Origin of the sequence: Adhaeretor mobilis, assembly GCF_007741515.1 — a bacterium.
GTDB classification, from domain to species: Bacteria; Planctomycetota; Planctomycetia; order Pirellulales; family Lacipirellulaceae; genus Adhaeretor; species Adhaeretor mobilis.
This window is the reverse complement of the sequence record NZ_CP036263.1, coordinates 5,082,009-5,101,320: the sequence shown is the minus strand read 5'-3', so window position 1 is coordinate 5,101,320 and position 19,312 is coordinate 5,082,009. Positions and strand designations below refer to the sequence as shown.

Below are 19,312 nucleotides of genomic sequence, written 5' to 3'. Positions count from 1 at the left end.
CAACGGGTTAATGCATTATCGAGATAGACGCCATGCACCTTTCCAACAAACTATTGTGTCGGTACTTTGCAACCATCATGTTGCTCATGAGCTCGATGCCGGTTGGAGCAAGCGATAAGCCAAACATCATCGTCATCGTCGCGGATGACTTGGGCTATGGAGACGTTGGTTGCTTCGGTAGCACCGAAGTCGAGACGCCCCATATCGATGCCCTGGCAGCAGATGGCGTGCGGCTGACGGACTTCCACTCCAACGGGTCAGTCTGCAGTCCAACTAGGGCAGCGCTCTTAACAGGCAGATACCAGCAGCGCACGGGCATTGTGGGAGTCGTCACCGCGAAGAGCCATCGCCACACGGGACTAGACTTGCAGGAAACGACGTTCGCAGAGATTCTCAAGACTGCTGGCTACACCACGGCCTTGTTCGGCAAATGGCACGTAGGTTACCAACCGGCTTACAATCCAATCCGACAAGGTTTCGACGAGTACACTGGGTTTGTTGCTGGTAACGTCGATTACCACGCCCATCTCGATCAAACCGGCGAAGAAGATTGGTGGAAGCAAGATGAACTGACCCCAGAGGCAGGCTATTCGACTGACCTGATCACCGATTACGGGGTCGACTTCATCAAGCGTAACCACGACAAGCCGTTTCTGCTTTATCTCGCTCACGCAGCCCCGCACTATCCCTATCAAGGACGTGAGGAGCCGCAGTTCTATACGCGAGGAAAGGGGAAGCGCAAGAATCCGTTTAGACCTGGAGTCTACGAGGAGATGATTGAAGTCATGGACGAGGGGGTAGGTCGTATTCGGCAAGCTCTTAAGGATGCCTCCGTGGAAGACAATACCCTGATTGTATTCTTTTCGGATAACGGCCCGGCAAGGCCTGGCTCAGTAGGTCCCCTACGGGGCAGGAAAGGCGCCATCTGGGAAGGCGGACATCGCGTGCCCGCAGTGGCTTGCTGGCCCGGTCAGATTAAAGCAGGCAGAGTTTCGGAGGAAACGGTGATGGGGGCCGACTTGCTGCCTACGATGGCGGAAATGTCGGGGGCTTCGTTACCCGAGGAAGTTACCATCGATGGCGAGAGTTTGCTTGACCATCTGACCAACGCGAGTCCGCTGGCTCCTCGCCCGATTTTCTGGAGTATGGGAACGCGATTGGCAATCAGAAAGGGAGCGTTCAAGCTCGTCACCACTACAGCTTTCAAGAACCCTGTCCTGTACAACCTCGAGACCGATCTCGGCGAAAAGCACGACCTAGCCGAGCAGCATCCTGAGCTGGTCAGTGAATTCATCAAACTATTGAAGGACTGGCACAAAGACGTGACCAATGGCGTAAAGAAACGCACCTGACCTTAACAACGCTCCTCAATTGTGTCACCTCACGTTCTTGTATCGGTCGGTCAATCTATGAACAAGAAAATTCTTCTGCAAATCGGCTTCCTGTTGGTCTCTTCGTCCGCTTTCGCAGCCACCAAGCCGAACATCGTCTATATTCTGGCCGATGATCTTGGTTATGGGGATGTGCAGTGTTTGAATCGCGATCGCGGAAGAATCCCCACACCGCACATCGATCAGTTGGCAGCTCAGGGAATGCACTTTACCGATGCGCACTCTGGTTCATCGGTCTGCACGCCAACACGCTACGGCATTCTCACGGGTCGCTACGCCTGGCGGACACGTTTGCAGGCGGGTGTGCTTTCTGGATATGCGACACCTTTGATTGCAGTGAAGCGACTAACCGCACCATCGCTGTTGCAGCAAAACGGCTATCGCACGTCTTGCATCGGAAAATGGCATTTGGGGTTCACGATTGAAGGTGCCGACGAGTCGGGGGGCAGTAAACGTAAGAACCGAGGCGAACTGCTTGGAGCACCGTTGGGTGCGATCACACACGACGGGCCGATAACGCGCGGCTTTGATGAGTTCATCGGCTTTCATCACGCGCGGATGATGAAATCGCTATTTGAGAATGATCGCGTGACGCAAATGATTGAGCCAGTCGATATGCTGCCCTTGTTGGCCAAAAAAGCGGTCGAGTTCATCGACCAGCAAGGTAAGACAGGCCAGCCATTCTTTCTCTACTTGCCGCTGAGCGCACCGCACACGCCTATTGTGCCGAGCAAGCAGTGGCAAGGAAAGAGTGAGCTTGGCGACTACGGCGACTTTGTCATGGAGACCGACGGGGTGGTGGGTGAGGTGCTTAGGGCGATCAACCAGGCGGGCGTCGCGAAAAACACACTCGTAATCTTCACAAGCGACAATGGTTGCTCGAAGGCTGCCGAGATTCCCGAGCTTCAAGCGCAGGGGCACTACCCGAGCGCCGACCTCCGGGGATCCAAGGCAGATATTTTTGAAGGCGGCCATCGGATTCCTTTCATTGCACGTTGGCCAGGCCAAGTGAAGGCGGGCGTCTTTAGTGAACAAACTATCTGCCTGACTGACCTGCTGGCCACCTGCGCTGAACTGCTCGAAACAAAGCTGCCTTCCGACGCCGGAGAGGATAGTGTTAGCTTCCTGCCCGCGCTCCTCGGCAAAGGCAAAGTGTCGTCGCCAGGACGTGATGCCATCGTGCATCACTCCATCAATGGCTCTTTCGCGATCCGGCAAGGAGACTGGAAGCTTGCACTCTGCCCGGGCTCTGGCGGTTGGAGTACCCCGAAACCCGGAAGCCGAGAAGCAAAGGCGTTGCCTGCATCCCAACTCTACAACCTCGCCCTCGATTTGGATGAAACCAAGAACCTACAAGCGGAATTTCCAGAAGAGGTTGAGCGACTAACACAGCTGCTCAGACAATTTGTGGTAGACGGTCGCAGCACGCCGGGCCCGAAACAAGCCAACGACGCCGAGATTGTCCTCGAAAAGTCCGCCAGGAAGACCAACTAGGGGTGACTACTATGGTCAAACTCATTTTCGGTTTGCTGGTCGTACTGTCGGTGAATTGGAATGCTAGACTCCTGGCAGAAACCACCGCTACCGCGACACCGAAACGTCTCAACGTGCTGTTTCTCATTGCTGATGACCTCCGACCGGAGCTTGGTTGCTATGGCAACACGGTGATCAAGAGTCCTCACATCGATCGACTCGCCGAGCGGAGCCTAGTCTTCAATCGTGCCTATTGCCAGCAGGCGGTCTGTTCGCCTTCGCGGACCAGTGTGCTGACGGGAACTCGACCTGACACCAGCCGGGTGTGGGACTTGCGGACTCACTTTCGCGAGGCCTTGCCTCTCGTGGTGACCCTCCCGCAGTTGTTCAAGGAACATGGTTACGAGTGCGCCGGTCTGGGGAAAATCTACCATGGCGGTTTAGGCGACGCACCATCCTGGTCGGTTGCTGCCGGAGCCTTTTCCACACCGCGCAAGAATCGTACCCGGCGCAAAAATAGCCTAGCAGCCACCAACAACAACGTGCCCAGGGAATGGGCAAACAGATTGACCCAGACGAATCGTGGCCAAGCCTTCCGAGCGACTGACGATCCCCCCAACGGTGGCGGAGAAGGGAAGCTGGCTGATGAAGCAATCGCAGCCTTACGACAATTCAAGGCGAGCGGAAAGCCATTCTTTCTGGGCGTCGGATTCCACAAGCCCCATCTACCGTTCAGCGTGCCAAAACACTACTGGGATCTTTACAATCCAGAGCAGATTCCTCCGGCGCCCAACCCGTTCTTACCAAGCGATGCCCCGAGCTACGCCCTCGTTGAAAAGAACGAGATGTGGAATTACAGTGGCGTGCCCGACGTGAAGGACCTGCCGGAGTACTACACGAAGCAGCTGAAGCACGGCTACTATGCCGCAGTAAGCTACATGGACGCCCAACTCGGTCGGGTGCTTGAGGAGCTTGACGCCCTAGATCTGCGTGAGGACACCATTGTCATTCTGTGGGGCGATCATGGTTGGAAGTTAGGCGAGCACAATCGCTGGTGCAAGCACAGCAACGTAGAGGACGATGCTCGGGCGCCGCTGATCATCTCAGCCCCTGGTACGAAGGGCGGAGGCAAGAAGACCGACGCCTTGGTCGAGTTTGTTGACATCTATCCAACATTGGCCGAGCTTGCAGATATTCCTTTGCCTGAGCATTTAGAGGGAACAAGCGTTAAACCGTTGCTCAAAAACCCTAAACGATCTTGGAAGTCAGCTGCCTTCAGCCAGTATCCGCGAACCGTCCAGGGCAAGAGACTGATGGGCTACTCAATGCGTACCAATCGCTACCGTTTCACTCGTTGGGTCGATCGCAAAGATCACACCAAGGTGGACGCAGTGGAACTCTACGACCATCAAACGGATCCGCAAGAGAACACCAACATCGCCGACGATCCGGCCCATGCAACCCTGGTAGACGAACTTACCCAGCAATGGCTTGCCGGTTGGCAAGGGGCACTACCCGTTAGCTCCAAGTAGTGACTTTCCATTGGAATTCGTTCACACTCAGTTAAGTACAATAGGTCGCGAAGTACCTATGAATTTTACTTTCTAGTCACATAGAAATAGAAGGAAACACCATGAAGCGAGCAATTCTCCCGCTACTTCTAATAGTTCTCTTGACCACTGCGGCTCTACCCGCCAGTGCCCAAAAAACGGAATCAGGAGATTCACCAAAGCAATCTTCCGACCACTTAGAGTGGTGGAGGGACGCCAAGTTTGGCATGTTCATCCATTGGGGTCTTTATGCTGTGCCCGCTGGAGTTTACGAGGGTAAGCAAATCGAGGGTATCGGCGAGTGGATCATGCAGCGTGGAAAGATCCCCGTCGCCGAATACCAGGGCTATGCCAAGGGGTTCAACCCAGTCAAGTACAATCCTGAAGCCTGGGCGGAACTCGCCAAGAACGCTGGCATGAAGTACATCGTGATCACCGCGAAACATCACGACGGTTTCGCGCTGTTCCCTTCGGACGCAACGGAGTGGGATATTGCAGATGCTACGCCGTATAAAAAGGATTTGATTACGCCCTTGGCGGAAGCAGCACGCCACAGGGGATTGAAGTTCGGTACTTATTATTCGCAGGCTCAGGATTGGACACATCCAGGCGGGGCGAAGGCTGGCTCCAAGGAAGGGGGCGGTTGGGACGATGCCCATAAGGGCAGCTTCGATGAATACCTCAAGAAGATCGCCGTGCCACAGACTCGCGAAATCCTGACACGCATCAAGCCAGACATTCTGTGGTGGGACACGCCACACTTGATGACGCCTGAGCGTGCGAAGCCGTTGCACGACCTGATCGCGTTGCGCCCCGGACTCATCACGAACAACCGTCTCGGTGGCGGTTACAAGGGCGACACGGAGACACCCGAGCAGCACATTCCTGCCACAGGTATCGAGGGTCGTGATTGGGAAACCTGCATGACAATGAACGACACCTGGGGCTATAAGAGTTACGACGACAATTGGAAATCCACGGAAGTAATTCTTCGCAACCTCATCGACATTGTGAGTAAGGGTGGTAACTACCTCCTCAACGTCGGGCCTACCGCAGAAGGAGAAATCCCCGAGCCGAGCATCCAGCGATTGCAACAATTGGGAGACTGGATGAAGCTCAATGGATCCGCCATTTACGGAACCACCGCCAGCCCCTTTGCAAAGTTGCAATGGGGTCGCTGTACCAAGAAGACCACGGAAAATGGCGGAACACTTTACATTCATGTGTTTGATTGGCCATCAGATCAGAAATTGGTCATTCCCGGCCTCCGAAACGAAGTGACAGCTGCGCGATTGCTGGCCACGGGTGCAGAGCTTTCAACTAAGGCAACTGAGGGCGATGTAGTAGTGACTGTTCCTCAAAATGCTCCCGACGCAATCGCAAGTGTGGTCGAGTTGAAGTTTACCGGTCCGCTAAACGTAGTGCCTCACCTGCCGGGGACGCTCCCCGATGGCAGCATCGTGCTTGACGCGGTCTGGGCAGACATCCACAACACGATCCGCTCGCACGCCCGTTTGGAAGAGAAGGGAAATAGCGCGAAGATCACTGATTGGAACAAAGTGAAATCGTGGTTGTCGTGGGATTTTCGCGCGGCCAAGGCAGGCACCTATGACGTCATGGCTGAAATCGAGGGGGGGGGAAAGAGTAAGTTGTCCCTTGAATTCAACAAAACTAAGAAACCCATCGAGGTCCTGGCGACTGATGCAAAGGGCGTTCGGTCAATTAGTCTTGGCGAGATTACCATTCCCAAGGCCGGCATCTATACTCTGGGGCTCAAGCCAAACAAAAATGACTGGGAAGGCTTTGACTTGCACCGCGTCACGCTAACGCCAACAGACTAGTTCGAACCGATGGAAGCGGCTGTCTCGATCATTGAGTGGAGAGGAAGGCTGCAAGTTGTGAAACTAGCAAGCCCACTACTTGTCTACTGGAAATTCAGCTGGTTGATCGGCAAACATGAGTGTGCCCCAAGGCAGGATTGATCGTCCGCGAGACTCAGGACGAGTCTTCGCGACGGCTTTCTTGGTGAAAGACGCGTCCAGGCCTTTGCGGTTTTGATAGTGATTCAAGACTTTTTCGTACATGGGGCGAAGCCGACCACGAGCTTCCTCCGAGATTGACTCATAAAAATAACGCCCCTCGAAACTCTTGTAGGGTTCGTAGCGCACCTCAAATCCAAGGTTGAACTTCGCTGTGTACTCAAATCCCTTCAACAACCGGTTATCATACGCACCGTACAGGTCGATCCCTTGGTTCCAAGCCGTTTCACACGAATTTGCCAAATACTCTAGGCCCATTTGAGTGTGAGCCTGATCGCGACCACTTTCTTGGCATTCGCCGAACTCGTTGAAATAGTTCCGCACGGCACCGTTTCCTTCGCCTTCCAGGTAGTAGTTTACAGCACGGTCGAACATTGGCCGATCATCTAGAAAGACTCCCATCGCCAACATGGTTTGAAGTATGGAACCATCCCAGTTCCCATTAGCGCTCGGGTAGAAATCTTTGATGATTGGGTACCAAACTTCTCTCAACATCGATTCAAATTGAGCTTGGTCCTCTTTGGGCCACCCATCCCAGGTATGTTTGATGAGTTCGGCAGCATTGCAGTAATGGTGACCACACATACCAATCAGCAACGCGGCATCATGGTCGGTGACCTTTTCAAGAGTTTGAGACCACGCATCTAATATCTGCGCCGCTTCACCTGCATGGTCTTCCTCACCGGTAATGACCCATTTCAAGGCAAGCGTGTAAGCAGTGGTGCCATCACGAACAAACTCGGAAGCGCCATGGTCGGGATTCCCGTAAGGTCCCCGAGCGACGTGGGCTCGCGGTTGAGGCTGCCTGCGTCTACGGACATAGCGAGACTCTTCGAGTTGCTCCCAAGCCTCTGTCCAAGGTTGCTCGCCGGCTGCTAGTTTGCGCTTTACAAACGCGATACTAGGTAGTGTGTGCGCGATGCCCGGATGCACAAAACTGGTCGCCTTAGCAGACGTGGGTTCCTCGGCGCGAAGTTCTGGCTGCAATCCCGAAAGGAAGAACAGCGTCGCAGCTAGTATGAAGTCTACACGATTGGGCTCTTGCATCATCTCCGCATCCTGACCTACTAGCGAGGAACTGGTCAATCGGTTCCATGGGCCGATCCCATGGGCAATTGGGCTTTCTCTTATGCTAATTGCTAAGCAGCTCTACGTCAGCGTAGTATGCCCCGATAGTACTTCCGTCGGCTAGCTCGAAGTAGCACCGCAGACGTTCTGAACCTTCGGGCAATTTTGCCTCAAACTCTACAGACTCAGCATCCGATGCGGCAGGTCGCTGGAGTTTGACGTCACCGATTTGAATGCCCGCTGATCGGATCTTCAATGCTTTGCCGGGCGTTTCGCGAAACGCCTCCATGCCGGGCACAGTCGAGCCAGCTGGCAGAGCATCAGTCAAGGGCGTGGCGGCTTCTGCTGGCCAACGCCGGAGAGTGATGCGGTATTTGCCCGCCTGCTCGACGCGTACCGCCCAGTCGCCAACGGTACTTTGGCCAGCTCGAATGGTCGCTTGGTTCCACGGCGAGTGCCCGCCGTCATCCGTCAACCAGTCGTGACAGGTTAGTCGACTGGGATTCTCTTCCGGGTTGCCGAGGACGATTTCCGCATGGCGGGCCAAGGCCGGCTGGAGGCTTTGCCACCAGTCTTCATAGGCGGCTCGCAGCTTTTCAACGACTTGTGGATGCTCTTTGGAGACGTCGTGTTTCTGTCCGGGGTCTTTCGCGATCTCGTACAGACCTTTGCCGTTCACCAACCGCCACCGCTGGGTCATTGTACTGCAATTCTTCCATTTCTTGGGGTCGAGTACCCGTTGCGAATCAGTGACAATCACCCGATCTGGCCAATCGGCTTGCGGGTCTTTCAACAGGGGCATGAGCGAAACGCCATCGATTTCATAGTCTTCTTGCTCGGGTAGTCCGCAGAGTTCCTGGAGCGTTGGTAGTACGTCGATATGGGCGCTGAGTCGGTCAATATCAACGGGTTTATCAATGCCTCCTTCGGGCCAATGAATGAACAGCGGCACGCGGTGCCCCCCCTCAAACTGGCTGCCCTTGCCACCTCGCATGCCAGCGTTATGAATCCTCGCGCCGGCTGCGGTGCCGTTGTCTGTCATGAAGATAAAGATGGTGTTCTCTGCCAACCCTTCGTTTTTCAACCAAGCGCGGAGCTCACCCACATTCTTGTCGATGTTGGCGATCATGCCGAAAAACACTGCTTGCTTCTCCCCGACTTGCTCTCGGTACGGTGCCGAAAACTCCTCGGGACAAAGCATCGGACCGTGCGGGGCATTCGTCGACAGGTAAGCAAAGAACGGCTTTCCCTCGGCAACGGCTCCTTGGATGAACTTCTTAGTTTCGTCGAAGAACACATCGGTGCAGTAACCGTGGCGTTTCTCGATCTGGCCGTTGCAGAAGTATGAGTCGTCGAAGTAGGCGTTGTCCCACACGTCGGGAGTCTGCCCAATTCCGCCGCCACCGTGTCGCACGACCGTGCCGAAGCCGCGGTCCTCCGGTCGATAAGGGTAGTTGTCCCCAATGTGCCATTTGCCGAACATGCCGGTCGCGTAACCTCCCGAGGAGAATGCCTCCCCCAGGGTTGTCTCACCCTCGAACAAGATCGACCGCCCCATGATGGTGTGCCAAGTGCCAGCGCGATTGGAGTAGTGTCCGCTCATCAGCGCTCCACGCGTCGGCGAACAAGTCGGACTTACATGGAAATCAGTGAACCGGGCGCTCTGGGCGTACAACGAGTCGATATTCGGTGTCTTCAGTACCGGGTTGCCGTGGCAACCGAGGTCTCCGTACCCTTGATCGTCAGTAATCACGAGCATCACATTGGGACGCTGAGCAGCATGTGCCGCCGGCGAAACTGCGAGAAGCAGTAGGACGAGCCAAACACTAAGTTTGTGAGTCATGATATTTTCCATTCCGATGCTCTCAGGGCCATCGGGTTTTCCCTGTTTATATTGAGTTATCCGTAACATATGCCGTAGTTTATCGAAGAAAGTTCGCAAATACCCCCGATTTCTTGACCGCCTAGCCACGGCAGGAGGCAATCATTTAGGCTGTCCGTTGTGGTGGGCTATCGCATAGTGTCATCGACGCCTATGGTTTTGTTACGATTTAGAATCATGTATAAATGAGCTGAGAAACGTTATGCTTAAGGGTATCTCACCAATCTTATCGCCTGAGTTATTGGCTTGTCTCTGCCGAATGGGTCACGGAGATGAGATTGTTCTCGCTGATGCCCATTTTCCTGGGCACTCGACGAATACCAACGTACTGCGTGCCGATGGCATTAGGATTCCTGATCTCATAGACGCGATTCTACCTTTGTTTGAACTCGACACTTACGCTGATGCACCACTCGTAATGATGGCTGCCGTAGATGGCGACCAAATCGACGCGGCAGTCGAAATCGCGTATCGATCGGTTGTCGATCGTCACAATCCTGAGGTCGCAGAAATTGCTCGAGTTGAACGTTCTGCGTTCTACGACCGCGCTCGGAAGGCATTTGCCGTAGTGATGACCGGCGAGACTTGTAAGTACGGTAATATTCTTCTGAAGAAAGGCGTCACCCCGTTGTGACCCGAGCGCCAATCAGTGGCGTCTTGAACAGCCATGGAATTCCATGAGAACTTTTTTAGTACAACTACTCCCTGAGGAAACACCCCCCAATGCCGCAGCATAGCACTCCAAAGATCGGAATCCGCCCAACAATTGATGGTCGAATGGGTGGCGTACGTGAGTCGCTGGAAGCCCAGACCATGGGGCAAGCCCATGCCGTAGCCGAGCTGATTTCCAGCAAGCTTTTTCTAACCGACGGATCGCCGGTAGAGTGTGTCGTACACGACACGTGCATCGGAGGTGTCGCGGAAGCCGCTGCGGCTGAGGAGCATTTCTTACGCGAACGTGTCGATGTTTCGCTCACCGTGACTCCCTGCTGGTGTTACGGCTCAGAAACGATGGATATGAACCCGCTCCGGCCCAAAGCCGTCTGGGGGTTCAACGGCACCGAGCGCCCAGGGGCGGTCTATCTGGCGGCGGTACTCGCCGGTCATACCCAAAAAGGCCTACCGGCTTTTGGAATTTACGGTCGTGACGTGCAAGATGCAGGCGATAGCTCCATACCGGATGATGTTGCGATGAAGATTCTTCGCTTCGCTCGTGCTGGGCTAGCGGTCTCCCAACTGCGGGGTAAGTCTTACCTCTCCATTGGTGGCACTTCGATGGGCATTGCTGGGTCGGTCGTCGATTCTGCCTTCTTTGAGCAATACCTTGGCATGCGTGTTGAGGTGGTCGACATGACGGAAGTTGCCCGTCGAGAACGTGATGGGATTTTTGACCAAGACGAATATCAACGTGCCATGACGTGGGTCAAGGAAAATTGCACGGAAGGATTCGATGCCAATTCGGACGATAAGAAGCGGAGTCGCGATAAGCTCGATAAGGAGTGGGAAACCAGCGTGAAGATGGCCCTCGCTACGCGAGACCTCATGGTAGGCAATCCGCGCCTAGCGGAGATGGGATTTCATGAAGAAGCGCAAGGACACCATGCGATTGCCGCCGGTTTTCAGGGGCAGCGTCAATGGACAGACACCTACCCCAACGGTGACTTCATGGAGGCGATCCTCAACACCTCGTTCGATTGGAATGGTCGCCGCTGCCCTTACATGGTGGCCACTGAGAATGACGCGCTCAATGCTGTTACGATGCTCTTCGGACATTTGCTAACGAACACGGCCCAAATTTTTGCAGATCTACGCACCTACTGGAGTCCTGATGCAGTTCAGCGGACGACCGGCCACAAGCTGGAGGGCGACGCCGCCAGTGGCCTGCTGCACTTGATTAACTCAGGACCAGCAGCTCTCGATGGAACGGGTGAACAGCAAGTCGATGGGGAGCCGGCAATAAAGCCTTGGTGGCAAATCACCGACGAGGAGGAGCAAGCCTGCTTGCAAGCGACCACTTGGCATCCATCAATTACCGAGTATTTTCCTGGAGGCGGTTGGTCGACTCGCTATCGCACGAAGGGTGGAATGCCGGCCACGATCGCCCGCTTGAACCTTGTCCAGGGCCTTGGTCCTGCGCTACAACTTGCCGAGGGAGTCACCGTGGAACTCCCTGACGAAGCGCACGACATCCTGGATCAACGCACCAACCCGACATGGCCCACCACCTGGTTCGCCCCGCGGATTACTGGCAAGGGAGCTTTTCGTGACGCTTACAATGTCATGAACAACTGGGGTGCAAACCACTGCGTGATGAGCTACGGCCACATTGGCGCCGACATGATCTCCCTGGCAGCGATGCTACGTATCCCGGTTTACATGCACAATGTGTCGGATGAGAATATCTTCCGTCCAAGCTCATGGAACGCCTTCGGCACAGCAGACCCTGAAGGGGCCGACTTCCGTGCCTGTCGCAATTATGGGCCACTCTTCGGGTGAACCGTCACAGTGAGCAAGTATGTATATTCTGTTGATAGCTTGGTCTAGTGAGCAGCATAAAGGTGTGGCTCGTAGGATTTAGTTCTGCTCAGCGGACCAATGAAAGGTGCATGAAGTGAATAGCCAACAAGATGCCGAGAAACATCTAGCTTCGATCCAGCAGGACCTCATCGAAATGGCGCACCAAGTTGCGCAGTTCGAGGAGATGGCAATACTGGGTGAGGGCAATGTCTCAGGACAATTAGATGCCGATAGGTTGCTGATAAAAGCAAGCGGTACGCAACTTGGCACCTTAACAACAGACCAACTGGTAGAGGTTAACTCGCAAGTAATCCTGAAGTCGCTGGACGGCGCGGATACCGGTGATGAAGGCGTAGAATCCTTATTGCTGGAAAGCCGGGCAAACCCTGATGCCCTCAAGCCTTCCGTGGAGACATTATTTCACTCCTGGCTATTGGAACTTCCAGGCATTCATTTTGTGGGCCATACACATCCGATTTGCGTGAATCAACTACTGTGTTCTCCGCGAGCTGAAGATTATGCCAAGCGTCGTCTCTTCCCCGATCAGATTGTTTACTGCGGACAAGAGTCGGTGCTCATTCCCTACGTCGATCCTGGGCTAACCTTGGCCCGTTGCATTGCGCAAGAAGTCGAAGCCTTTAGGGACCGGACTGGCTGCATTCCTAAGACGATCTTGTTAGAAAACCACGGCCTGATTGCGATCGGTGGTAGCGCGAAACAAGTAGAGGCAGCACTTATGATGGCAGAGAAAGCAGCACGAGTATTTGTGGGTGCTACGACCGCAGGTGGCCCCATCTTTATGCCCGTTGAACAGGTGGAACGCATCGGTGCAAGGTCTGACGAACATTATCGACAGCGAATGCTCGAAACAAACTAATTACAGAAGATGCTGCCATGCGATCGTTAGTGGCGCTAGTCGACCCACTGAAAAGCACTCGTCGCAAGCCATTTCCTTGAAAGACGCAAGGCTGTCTCTTTGTGCCACAGTCGAACTTTGAGTATTTACGATTAGCATGGGTGCGTTCTTTGACTAGCTCTAACGCTCCCTAGGCAAGTTAGCTAAGCTAGGTTCACTTCAGCTAGGAGGTGAATCGATGCAAGCGTATTCGAAAGAGTTTCGACGAGATGTACTCGCCGCCTGTGATGCTGGGGAGGACCTACCAGCAAGAGCAAAGCCTAAAATGAATGTGCGCAGGTTGACGGACACTACCGTACGGTCGCTTCGAAGCGAATCTTGATATCGCCTGCCTCGCGCGCAGCTTTCTCCGCTCCGGCGTGAACGAACTGCCAATACTCATGGGTATGTTCCTTGGCAACGACTGCGATGGTGTAGCGTGCTTTCTCTGGCTCGAATTCTGTGCCGCTGAACCGTTCCGGGTACAGGAGGCTGCGGATCTCATCGGAATCCACATTCTCAGGGGTTGCCATCGTTTGGCCCGTGCTGATTTTCAGAGCGATCTCTTTATCATCGAGGTGGTCAATCATCGTTTTCACTGCGCTGTATCCCATCCCCACAGGGTCTTGCAGCACGATGCCAGAAATCTTGTTGTTCTTCAAAGCCTCTGCTAGCGGGACATTCGAGTCACATGCAATAAATGGAACCTTCCCAGAAAGCTTGAACTCTTCGAAGACTTGCAGCATGCTGTCGGAGTTGGGCTCGTTGACACAGAAGACACCTTGGAGCGCGTCCCCACATCTTTCCATTAGCAGCTTCGCGCGTTGCGTAAAGTTTTCGCGCGAGGCCCCCAGGTACTGTTTGGAATCAAGGACCTTAATCTCTGGGAATTCTGCGGAGAGCGTATTAAGGAATCCTTATTCACGCAACTCTGTGCTGACACTATTTAAATTGTAGCGAAAGAGGACCACTCCCGGCTCACGGGCTGGTGGTTCTGTGGGGGAAAGACTCAGCCACGCATTAATTCCTGCCACGACGAAAACAACCGCTAGGATAGCGACCACTGATTTCACGCCACGCCGGCGTATTTTCCGGAAGTTTCGCGTATTGCAGATCTCGAATAGAAGAGTTTACGAATGGGAACTTTTCACGCGACATTGTACCAGAGTGACTCTCAATAGACGATCACGCTTCCAGAATGGAAATAGCTTTGCTAGGAATTCTGCTTGAGAAAGTCTATCACTACGTGTTTCATGACAGTGATAATAATCCCTACACCCAGATTGCTCGTCGGAAAACAGCCCGGACCCAATCCAAGCTCGGAGTGTCGCCTACCTCTAACGGGTGTGTTCACCGGCGCTAGTGCCGTAATGTTCTCCGCTTACAGGAACTTCCATCATCCGTTCGATAGTCGCCGCCAATGGTTGCCTGGCGGCTAAAGGATAGCTAGAACAGCCAAGTATTGACTTCTTGCAAGCTGCCAGCATCGTGTGGTCCCTTCCTCGGTGACCACGACATCGTAGCAGTTCGACATCCACGCGAAATCAAGAGTGACTGTGACAGGTGACTCAGGGAGGTATTCTAGCAATGAGAATGAACGCGACTCTATCAGGTCTGCTTGTGCTTGCCATTTTATATTCTGATGCGCTTGCCCAACCGACTGCAGATCAGGCGCAGACCGGCCAGAGCCAGCCAGCTTCCGGCGGAAGTCCGCTAGTGCTCGGCCATGGCGCAGGACTGTTCACTGTTGGGCCGCTGCTTGAGCAGGATAACTTCGAGAGCCTTGACAACTGGGTAGTTCAGATTCAGCGGCGGTCGGGGTTTGATTCGGCACGAGTTGTGGCGCGAGACCGTTCGTTGGATTGCTTAACTCCGGGACGTGGATGCACGATCTGGTACAAGAAGAAATTCCCAACGCGAATGACGATCACTTATAATGTGCTTTGTCCCACACATGAACCGGCGATCGAAGGAGTCCAGCCGAGCGACATTAATAATTTCTGGATGGCAACCGACCCAGCAGATCCAATACAAGGGCTATTCGATTCGTCGCGGTACACCGGAGATTTTGGGAGCTACGACAAGATGCACTGCTATTACGCTAGTACCGGGGGGCGTCGAAACCAGACAACCCGGATGCGGCGATATCCGCGTGCATTGGATGGAGAGCCAGCCGAGCATCTTATGTTGAACGACAAAGACGGTAAGCCAGCCTATCTGATAACTCCGGACGAAGTGATGACTGTTCAACTGGTGGCCTACGACGACGTGATTCAATACATCGTTGATGGCAAGCTGATCTATCAAATCGGTCGCCGCGACAGGATTCTGATCGAGGGACGCGATAGTGAAGGCCAGCGAGTTGTGCGAGACGCCGTGTATGACTCGGATCGCTTTCCGGTTTACCGGGAGGGCTACTTCGGATTTCGCATGGTTGGCACTCACCATATCTATACAAATTTTAAGGTATATTCGCTGGAGCCGGGCAATTCATCGAACACGCCTGCTGAATAGCGAGCTCCCAGATAGAAGCAGCATGAGCGAACTAGGCACTGGCAAGGTAGCTACTACCACAAGAAGTGCCGTGACGTCACTCAGCGGCGTTGGGTCGTTGCGAAATACCCTCAGTGGGCGGCACCACGCAGGTGGGCTACATCTATGGGGGACTGATTGCGAATGCGCCGCACGTGTTTGGTAACCCCACGGGGCTTTCCTCTGCGAGTGGCGAGGTGTTCGCGGTACTGATTACCCGGGTGCCTGAGCCTACCAGCATAATTCTAGCTCTTGTCGTGATGTGTTCCCTTGGTGCCGGTCGTCGTCGGGCTTGAAAAAATGTAGCGAATGTCCTCCTTGGCACTCGGCGGCTGCTGACAGGTTTTGGATACGGCAGGCGAGGTGTTAGACTTGGCTGCTGGGTGGGGCATTACGTTTTACCAGACGCCGCCTCGTGATGTCGTGGCTGACTTGCCCTTATCGCTCCTGGATACACTCAGCCTTTACATAGAGATTCTTCGGTGCTTTCGAGTAGTACTTGAACATGGCCGGACAAATCCATCCCTCCATCGGTGGATCATCAATGGCGTAGAAGTTGCCTTCGGAGTCGCCACGAAGCCAAGTCAGCTTTTCCTGGTGACCTGGAAAAGGCTTTGCACTGAACAGTAGTCGGAAGCCCTCGTCTGCGTCGGGGATGTCTTCTACGAGAACGTCGATCATTTCTGGTACACCTGCCAGAAACGGTTCCTTGACAAGACCTGTGGAATCATCGTCGAATACCCAAGTGCCCTCATGTCGATAGGGAGCGATGACCATAATGGCATTCTCGCGAGCGCTCGGATACGACCCCGGCAGCAGTCGATAGTGCCAAGCGATAGACCCCGCCAATAGAAAAAGCCCAACGGCAATGAGCGAAATGCGGCCTACGCGGATTCTTGGAGTGCTTCGCGGCAGGGTGCTTTCGTCGGTCATGGCTCTCATTTCCGATGAATTGAAAAAGGCGTCTTGCTAGTGGGATTGCAATTTAACACAACTCCTACACATTCTACCAAAGCAAACTTCTCAAAGTCAAAATGGCTTCAACCAATTTCGGTCACTCACTCTGGCTTTGAGCAACAAACTGCTCCATAGTGGCCGTAGCCGCCGAGCTACGCCGACGGTAAGTAGGGTCCGCTGTGCGGACCACTAGACTCGAAAAGGGCGACCTAAGGGGAGCCAACTGGAAATGCCAAATTGCTGACAGACTCGTACTCAAGTCACTCCAAATTGATGGTCCGCACAGCGGACCCTACGACCCCGAACCACTCTTCCACACCGGGTCGTGGTGCGACTCGCCCTCTTGCGGCCAGCGGGTGAGCGTCACTTTTTGGCGTGTGTAGAACTGGATGCTTTCAGTGCCCTGGATGTGTAGGTCGCCGAAGAACGAGCGGTTCCAGCCGGTGAACGGGAACCAGGCCATCGGGGCCGGTACACCGACGTTAATGCCGATCATGCCGGCGTTGAAGTGTTGTTTGAACTGCCGGGCCGCGTAGCCGCTGCGCGTGAAGATGACCGCTCCGTTGCCGAACTCGCAGTCGTCGCCTAGTGCGAGCGCTTCTTCGAGTGTGTTCACGCGCACCACCGATAGCAGCGGGCCGAAGACTTCTTCCTTGGCGACACGCATCGTGGGAGCCACGTGATCGACCACGCTGGGGCCAATGAGAAAGCCGTCGCCAGAAAAATCACGGCGGCCGTCTAGTGCGACGGTCGCGCCCTCGCCGGAGGCAATGTCCAGGTAGCTGGCGACCCGTTCGCGGTGGTCGTTGCGGATTACGGGGCCCATATCCACGTTTTCATTACCGTCGCTCGGGCCGACGCGCATCGCACCGGCATAGTCGACCAGTTTGGGCACGACGGCATCGCCCGCTTCGCCGACGGCAACCGTCAGGCTACCCGCCATGCAGCGTTGTCCGGCACAGCCGAACGCACTGGCGGAGAGCGCTTTGACGGTTTGTTCCTGATCGGCATCCGGCATGACAATTAGATGATTCTTCGCTCCGCCGGCCGCCTGAACACGTTTGCCGTGCTTGGTGCCGGTTTCGTAGATCGCTTTGGCAATTGGGGTGGAGCCAACGAACGAAATGGCCGCCACATCGGGATGGGTGAGTAATGTCTCAGCACAAACACGATCGCCGTGCGCGACGTTCATCACACCTTCAGGCAAGCCGGCTTCAAGGAGCAGCTCAGCCAAGCGAACGGCTGACAGCGGTACTTTCTCTGACGGCTTCAAGATAAACGTGTTGCCGCAGGTGATTGCTACGGGGAACATCCACAGCGGGACCATGTTCGGAAAGTTGTAAGGTGTGATGCCCACACACACGCCGACTGGGTGCTTGACCGCTTCCGCATCAACACTGCGCGCGATATTAGGTAGCGTTTCGCCCATCATCAGGCTCGGCAAGCCCGCGGCGAACTCGACCATTTCCACTCCGCGATTCACCTCGGCACGCGCTTCGGCGAGCGTCTTGCCATGCTCGCGTGTGACCAGTGCGGCGAGCTCTTCGAAATGCTGTTCCATGAGCGCGCGATAGCGGAACATCACGCGGGCTCGCTCGACGACTGGCGTTTCGCGCCAAGCGGGCAGGGCGGCTTTGGCGGCAGCGACGACGTCGTTGGTTTGTTCCGCGCTCAAGTGAGGCGTACGGGCGATAACCTCACCGGTCGATGGATTGAAAACTTCGGTAAAGTTTTCTGTCTCGACGGTTTGCCAACTGCTGCCGGACAGCACAGGCACAAAGGGCGTTTGGGTGGCGGTGGCAGTCATGGAAGAGTGCTTTCTGTTAGTGGTAACAAGTCACCGGATTCAATATCGGGGCAATCCTATCGTAGCAAAACTCAGGGGTAATAGCCTCCCGGATGAGTAGTTTCCGCAAGTTTTGTTTCTGCCGCAGGGTGATCACGTTAATCCTGTCCAAAGAGATTGACGGGCCTGTCCAATAATAATAACTGGTGGAGATTACGAAGCGAAAACGCTATGATGCGGAAGCCCATCAGCTTGCGCAACTAGTCTACGCGCTAGTCGTTTCCGACCAATCATTTCAATGAAAGCATCAGCAATGGCACGTATAGTTCGCGGCGCGTTAATTCAGGCAACCCTCTGTGAGCCGGCTACTTCGCCGGTGCAAAAAATCAAACAGGCGATGATCGATAAGCATGTCGACATGATCGCCCAAGCGGCCGACCAAGGGGCGCAAGTTTGTTGCCTGCAAGAGCTGTTCTACGGGCCGTACTTTTGTGCGGAGCAAGAGGTCAAGTGGTACGATCTGACGGAGCGCCTACCGGATGGGCCGACCACGAAGCTCATGCAGGAGCTTGCTAAAAAGCACGAGATGGTGCTCGTGGTGCCCATGTATGAAGAGGACATCACCGGCGTGTACTACAACTCTGCTGCGGTAATCGATGCGGATGGTGAGTACCTGGGCAAGTTTCGTAAGATTCACATCCCACACTGCAACCCGGGGTTCTTTGAGAAATTTTACTTCCGCCCGGGCAATATGGGTTACCCCGTGTTTGAAACGCGCGTCGGCAAAGTGGGCGTTTACATTTGTTACGATCGCCACTTCCCGGATGGTGCGCGTTGCCTGGGACTGAACGGCGCGGAGATCGTCTTCAACCCCTCGGCCACGGTAGCCGGGTTGAGCGAGTACTTGTGGAAGATCGAACAGCCTGCGCATGCCGTGGCGAATCAGTACTTCGTCGGCGCGATTAATCGACCCGGCTGGGAAGAGCCTTGGCGCATCGGTGAATTCTACGGGCAAAGCTACTTCGTCGATCCGCGCGGGCAGTACGTCCAGCAGAGTGATAAGCGTGACGAGGACGACATCGTGATTGCCGATATGGACTTCGACATGATCCGTGAAGTGCGCAACACATGGCAGTTTTTCCGCGATCGCCGGCCGGAAACGTACGGCGCGATTGTTGCGCCGTGATCTGTTTGCAGGCCGTTCTGGCTAGAGTGGCCACAG

Annotated in this window: 15 protein-coding genes and 1 pseudogene; 10 read left to right on the top strand and 6 right to left on the bottom strand. The window is 54.7% G+C overall.

Features of this window, described 5'->3' with window-relative positions; translation table 11 throughout:
* Window positions 1-32: 32 nt before the first annotated feature.
* From HG15A2_RS20135 to HG15A2_RS20120, 4 genes are all read left to right on the top strand, one after another.
* The gene (locus HG15A2_RS20135) at window positions 33-1,352 is read left to right on the top strand and encodes a sulfatase-like hydrolase/transferase (protein ID WP_145062686.1); all 1,320 of its coding nucleotides are present in this window, start codon (window positions 33-35) and stop codon (window positions 1,350-1,352) included.
* Window positions 1,353-1,409: 57 nt separating this feature from the next.
* Complete coding sequence (locus HG15A2_RS20130) at window positions 1,410-2,885, top strand: sulfatase family protein (protein WP_145062684.1); 1,476 nt, start codon at window positions 1,410-1,412, stop codon at window positions 2,883-2,885.
* An 11-nt stretch (window positions 2,886-2,896) separates the two neighbouring features.
* On the top strand, window positions 2,897-4,396 hold the full coding sequence (locus HG15A2_RS20125) for a sulfatase (RefSeq protein WP_145062680.1): 1,500 nt from the start codon (window positions 2,897-2,899) through the stop codon (window positions 4,394-4,396).
* A 101-nt stretch (window positions 4,397-4,497) separates the two neighbouring features.
* Window positions 4,498-6,255: an alpha-L-fucosidase gene (locus tag HG15A2_RS20120; RefSeq protein ID WP_145062677.1), complete on the top strand. Its 1,758-nt coding sequence runs from the start codon at window positions 4,498-4,500 to the stop codon at window positions 6,253-6,255.
* 75 nt (window positions 6,256-6,330) lie between these two features.
* On the opposite strand, the gene HG15A2_RS20115 is transcribed toward HG15A2_RS20120, so the two are convergent.
* Window positions 6,331-7,503, bottom strand: a complete 1,173-nt coding sequence (locus HG15A2_RS20115) for an alginate lyase family protein (protein ID WP_145062675.1) — start codon at window positions 7,501-7,503, stop codon at window positions 6,331-6,333.
* A gap of 82 nt (window positions 7,504-7,585) precedes the next feature.
* Window positions 7,586-9,364: an arylsulfatase gene (locus HG15A2_RS20110; protein WP_145062673.1), complete on the bottom strand. Its 1,779-nt coding sequence runs from the start codon at window positions 9,362-9,364 to the stop codon at window positions 7,586-7,588.
* Between the two features lie 241 nt (window positions 9,365-9,605).
* Here HG15A2_RS20110 and fucU point away from each other — a divergent pair, with 241 nt between their 5' ends.
* The 3 genes from fucU (at window position 9,606) to HG15A2_RS20095 (ending at window position 12,797) form a co-directional block, all read left to right on the top strand.
* Window positions 9,606-10,037: an L-fucose mutarotase gene (gene fucU / locus HG15A2_RS20105; RefSeq protein WP_145062671.1), complete on the top strand. Its 432-nt coding sequence runs from the start codon at window positions 9,606-9,608 to the stop codon at window positions 10,035-10,037.
* Window positions 10,038-10,126: 89 nt separating this feature from the next.
* Window positions 10,127-11,899, top strand: coding sequence for an L-fucose isomerase (locus tag HG15A2_RS20100; protein ID WP_145062669.1), 1,773 nt, complete (start codon window positions 10,127-10,129; stop codon window positions 11,897-11,899).
* A 115-nt stretch (window positions 11,900-12,014) separates the two neighbouring features.
* On the top strand, window positions 12,015-12,797 hold the full coding sequence (locus HG15A2_RS20095) for a class II aldolase/adducin family protein (RefSeq protein WP_246117804.1): 783 nt from the start codon (window positions 12,015-12,017) through the stop codon (window positions 12,795-12,797).
* A gap of 329 nt (window positions 12,798-13,126) precedes the next feature.
* Here the strand turns inward: HG15A2_RS20095 and HG15A2_RS20090 are convergent.
* Window positions 13,127-13,720: pseudogene (locus HG15A2_RS20090) on the bottom strand (substrate-binding domain-containing protein); the annotation flags it as partial.
* A 688-nt stretch (window positions 13,721-14,408) separates the two neighbouring features.
* On the opposite strand from HG15A2_RS20090, the gene HG15A2_RS20085 reads away from it, so the two are divergent.
* Window positions 14,409-15,329, top strand: a complete 921-nt coding sequence (locus tag HG15A2_RS20085; RefSeq protein WP_218932131.1) for a DUF6250 domain-containing protein — start codon at window positions 14,409-14,411, stop codon at window positions 15,327-15,329.
* 113 nt (window positions 15,330-15,442) lie between these two features.
* Entirely contained in the window at window positions 15,443-15,643 is a 201-nt protein-coding gene (locus HG15A2_RS25220; protein WP_391483904.1) for a PEP-CTERM sorting domain-containing protein, read from the top strand.
* Here HG15A2_RS25220 and HG15A2_RS24275 read toward each other — a convergent pair.
* From HG15A2_RS24275 to HG15A2_RS20075, 3 genes are all read right to left on the bottom strand, one after another.
* The gene (locus HG15A2_RS24275) at window positions 15,593-15,739 is read right to left on the bottom strand and encodes a hypothetical protein (RefSeq protein ID WP_218932130.1); all 147 of its coding nucleotides are present in this window, start codon (window positions 15,737-15,739) and stop codon (window positions 15,593-15,595) included. The two genes, HG15A2_RS25220 and HG15A2_RS24275, sit on opposite strands and share 51 nt — an antisense overlap.
* 46 nt (window positions 15,740-15,785) lie before the next feature.
* A complete protein-coding gene (locus HG15A2_RS20080; protein WP_246117803.1) occupies window positions 15,786-16,280 on the bottom strand; it encodes a DUF6717 family protein in 495 nt (164 codons plus the stop codon).
* 316 nt (window positions 16,281-16,596) lie between these two features.
* Entirely contained in the window at window positions 16,597-18,111 is a 1,515-nt protein-coding gene (locus HG15A2_RS20075) for a CoA-acylating methylmalonate-semialdehyde dehydrogenase (RefSeq protein ID WP_145062664.1), read from the bottom strand.
* A 292-nt stretch (window positions 18,112-18,403) separates the two neighbouring features.
* Here HG15A2_RS20075 and HG15A2_RS20070 point away from each other — a divergent pair, with 292 nt between their 5' ends.
* Window positions 18,404-19,276, top strand: a complete 873-nt coding sequence (locus HG15A2_RS20070; RefSeq protein ID WP_145062662.1) for a nitrilase-related carbon-nitrogen hydrolase — start codon at window positions 18,404-18,406, stop codon at window positions 19,274-19,276.
* Window positions 19,277-19,312 lie beyond the last annotated feature (36 nt).